The 4127-nt window shown below is 38.7% G+C and carries 3 protein-coding genes; all 3 read right to left on the bottom strand.

The genetic code is table 11. The features are described 5' to 3' along the window. Positions 1–15: 15 nt before the first annotated feature. The 3 genes from HY063_12830 to HY063_12840 all read right to left on the bottom strand — a co-directional run bounded on the left by HY063_12830 (position 16) and on the right by HY063_12840 (position 4011). Entirely contained in the window at positions 16–900 is an 885-nt protein-coding gene (locus HY063_12830; protein MBI3502668.1) for an IS982 family transposase, read from the bottom strand. An 84-nt stretch (positions 901–984) separates the two neighbouring features. Then, positions 985–3042 carry a hypothetical protein gene (locus HY063_12835; GenBank protein ID MBI3502669.1) on the bottom strand — a complete coding sequence of 686 codons (2058 nt, stop codon included), beginning with the start codon at positions 3040–3042 and terminating at the stop codon, positions 985–987. 18 nt (positions 3043–3060) lie between these two features. Beyond that, positions 3061–4011: a gliding motility-associated C-terminal domain-containing protein gene (locus tag HY063_12840; protein ID MBI3502670.1), complete on the bottom strand. Its 951-nt coding sequence runs from the start codon at positions 4009–4011 to the stop codon at positions 3061–3063. Positions 4012–4127: the final 116 nt, after the last annotated feature.

Consider the following 4127-nt stretch of genomic DNA (forward strand, 5'->3'; position numbering starts at 1 on the left):
AACGTGAGTTCGGGTTCAACTTAGTTTTAATTTTTTAGCAAACACAGAAGGCAATTTGTCGAGATAAGAATAGGCATTCAACCCTGCAAAAAGGTTTACCATTGCATTGACGGGACTGCGATGACGCGTATGGTCAATATCACAAACGGTCATCATAATATCGAGTGCCGATTCAATCATTCCCCGTTTTTTCAGCAATAGTTTTTCTTCCATCAGCATCAATTTATTTTTCATGTTGCTGCGGATGCCGGTGATGATTTTTAATCCCTGAGAAAAACAATGCTGAAATACTTTGGGAGAAATAAACCCTCTGTCGCCAAAAAGTTTTCCTTTGAGATGGCGGAAGAATTTTTTCAGCAGCGATTCATTGTTATCCGCCACATTGCCTGCCGTAACAGTACACTGCATGATTTGCCCGAAGCAATTAATGACTAAAAATAATTTCAATCCGTAAAACCATCCGGTGGATGTTTTCCCCCTCTGAGCAATTCCTTTGAACACCCGATGATAGAAGATGCGCAGATTGTGGCACACGGCTAACTTTTTTGAGTCGGCAAAATAAATTCCGGTTTCCATTCCTCTGCGAAGGCGATGAAGGAAAGCAAACAGCAAAAAGAAACAGCGCGGCATCAACTCCACAAAGCGATTGTACGAAGGGGCTTGGGGAAAATAACTGCGCAAACTTTTGCAAATTATTTGCTCGTAGTAATACTGAAAACATTTCATCCCTGAAAGATGATAGTAAATCACAATGCTCATCATCTCACTATGGCAAATGCCGGGCGTTCTGGTTGCGTGCGGGCTTCTGAGCGGCAGTATCATTTGTTGAAATGATTGTTCAAATTCTTTGTAGAAATCATCACAGTCAATGAAGATTTCTACCAACTTTGTTTCGTTCATGGGACTTGGGAGTTTTGAGGTTTATTTTTTTCCTCAAATGTTTACTCTCAAGTCCTTTTCTTTTTTGTCTTTCTTAATTCTTTATCAAATGCTTTCTGTTAATTTTGTTCCCGAACTCACGTTAACTAAACTTTTTAACCCTATAACGGGTGGATTTCCAATGGTGGTTTGCTGATCTTTATTCTCAACAAATATTCCAATAGAACCATTTGTAGAACCTGAATTCTGTAAGACATCAAGTTTTGCTACAGGTACAACACAAGTTTTTCCAATAGCAACATTGTTTACAGCAGTTCCAGCACCATTGCCAATAAAAAAGAAATTATTATTATTAGTCAAATCAATTGCACCGTTTGCGCCAGGAGCAAAGGTTGTGGGTGCAAATGGCGTGCATGTTCCAAGTCCGCCTCCTGTAGCAGGCACTAAAATTACATCTCCAGATGCATTTACTGTGAGAACTTTATTGTTGGCTGGACAAGTTAATGAAGCAGAAGTTAAATCGGTAAATCGCAAACCGCTGGCACCGGTGCCTCCGCATATATTCGGGAAAAGCGGGCCGCCTGCTGCTCCGCCTAAGAATGAATTTATCTCAACTGTATTTCCGGGTTCACCATTCTTAAGAACATCTATTGCAGTATAAGGGTTATTGAAAGTAGGATCAATATCGCCCCCAAAACCTGTAAATACATTATTTATGTCGCCAATCATTCGTGCGCCTTCCCGACCAAATGGAGTGGAGGCATTTCCTCCGCATCCCGTACAACTTGTAAAGGTAAACCTCAGCATATCTTCCGGACCAGCCACATTCGGATAGGCATTATCTCCCCAGTCAATTATTTCATCATTGTTGTCGGGATTGTTGGGGCTTGTGAAAATATGGCGCATTCCAACATACATATTGTTGGTGCCTCTGTAATTGAGTGTTCCAACATCCATCCATGAACGAGTTCCATCGCCTGCTATATTATTTTCACCAATGTGAAGCAAGGAAAGCGGATTATTCACTGGCGTAGTAGGATTTTCGCTGATAGAAACCCGTGTTGCATTAGCCAAACTCAATGGGTTTTGCGTGCCGGGCGTATTTGTGCTGGTGATGCGCACACGCTCATTGGTAGGAGCAGCCGCATTTGCAGGTGTTGCAGTATTTGTTGAGAAAAGTATATTCCTGTTTTCCTGATTATACAATAGGGCATTACCATTATCAAGGATTCCAAAGCGCGTGCCGTCTGTTGCGGTTTGACCTGTGCCATTTACCCCAACTATCTCATTGGATATTTGCATCCATGTTGTTAATGCATCTTCCGCATGAATATGTAAACGTGACTGAGGCCCGGCTGCATTGGTAAATAGCGGGCCGATTCCAATATGTCCCACATTTGCCCCTGCACTGTTTAAAATTGTCGGGCTTCCGGCCATTCTCATATATTCATAGCCATCAAAACTTACCGGATCCTTGGGATTCACATTAGCGGAATTACTTCCAGCAGTAAAAACAAATTTTAAAACATCGGGACCGGAAGGACCAGAACCATTATCGCTCCACGCAACAACTGCGTCTGTAATATCAGTTCCAATACCATTTCGCTTATGTCCAACATACATTAAATCATTATTTGAAGTAAAAGTAACACCGGTTTTCATCCAAGGGCGGTAGCCAAATTCTTGAACAAAAGTTCCATCCCCATTCAGATGCAATTGCGAAAATGCTCCCTGATTTTGAGTACCCATAATCGGATTTCCGCTCACCCCTAAATTATTTATGCTGAGAAGCAAATATCCGGTAGTATTTACTGATGTGGAAGGTGCAGGAAAAGCAGCAGTGGGATAACCATTAATTGGATATTGCGTACCGGCAGTAAAAAGGCCGTTAAGTTTCATTTTTAAGCCGCTTCCGGTATTGGATGCGAGATTGCCATTTGTACCCCAGTAAATTGGAGAATTAAAATTTGTAGCCATAACATTATTTGCAGCGCCATTTCCCGCTATGTTATTTCCGCCTCTGAACCATGAAAAAGATGAATTTGCGAGAGTAGGTGCAAGAGTTCCATTGGCTGCACCAGTTGGCACTTGCTGGGCGAACATTTTTGTTTCAAACAGCAGAAAAAATACTGCTGAAAGAAGTAAAGTAATTTTAGTTTTCATGAATTTGATTTTTGATTGTTAATATTGAAGATGAATAAATCCTTTGATAATATCGCCATTGGTTTTTTCTATTATATAATAGTAAACACCACTACTACATTTTATACCTGCGGAAGTGTATCCATCCCATGCGCTTTTGGGTTCATTTAATTCTGCTATTGGAATTCCCCATCGGTCGAAAATTTTTACTATATCTCCTTTTTCTAAGCCATTTATAAAAAACAAATCATTTATGCCATCATTATTAGGAGTAAAAATATTGGGGTATTGATAGATATTTCCGGTTTCAATTAAACTACATCCATCTATATAATAGTAAGTAGCATAATTATTAGGGTCGATTTGAAAGTTTGTAAATCTTAATGTATCATATGCAAGCGTGTCAAAAAAGAATCCGATAGTAATGTATTCTTCTCCGCCTTTTGCAAAAAATTTTCCTCCGATTTCAGTCCAATTCAATGTATCGGTAATAAAGTTATACTGCTGATTTATTATTTGTGGAGATATTCCTATAAAGGGTTTTGCGTCTGTACGCGTAATTGCATTTTGTGTAAAAGCAGCGCCTAAATGCCAAAGGGCATATTCATTCAATAAATCACTTAAGACAACTTGAAATTTTAATTCATACTCATAATCCTGCTTTAAAGGTTCGGTTAATTTTGATTGAATATATTCTACCCAAAAACCATCTCCGTATTTATAATTTTGCCATAATGCTCCGCAATAACCAACTCCTGAATAAGCATATTGAAATCCGAGTGTATTTTGAGGAACCCCTACTGTTCCAGATGCGGGAAGATTGTCGCATGCATTAAAATAATCACTGGTGGCATAAGTAGGAGATTTCCATCCTTTGCAATATTGAATCTCATAATTTCCAGGAGCAGAAGTATTATCAGGACAAGTATCATATAATTCAAAATCTCCGTTATAGATTAGATTTATTTGAGAAAAAGAATTAATGTTCATTAGAACAAAAATTAAAAAACAATTGATATTTCTCATTAGGCAAAGATACTGCTAAAAAATAATTGCTCTTAAATAATATAATATGTAACATTATTTTTTATCTTGCGTTATGATTA

It is taken from the genome of Bacteroidota bacterium (assembly GCA_016195025.1).
GTDB lineage: Bacteria > Bacteroidota > Bacteroidia > Palsa-948 > Palsa-948 > Palsa-948.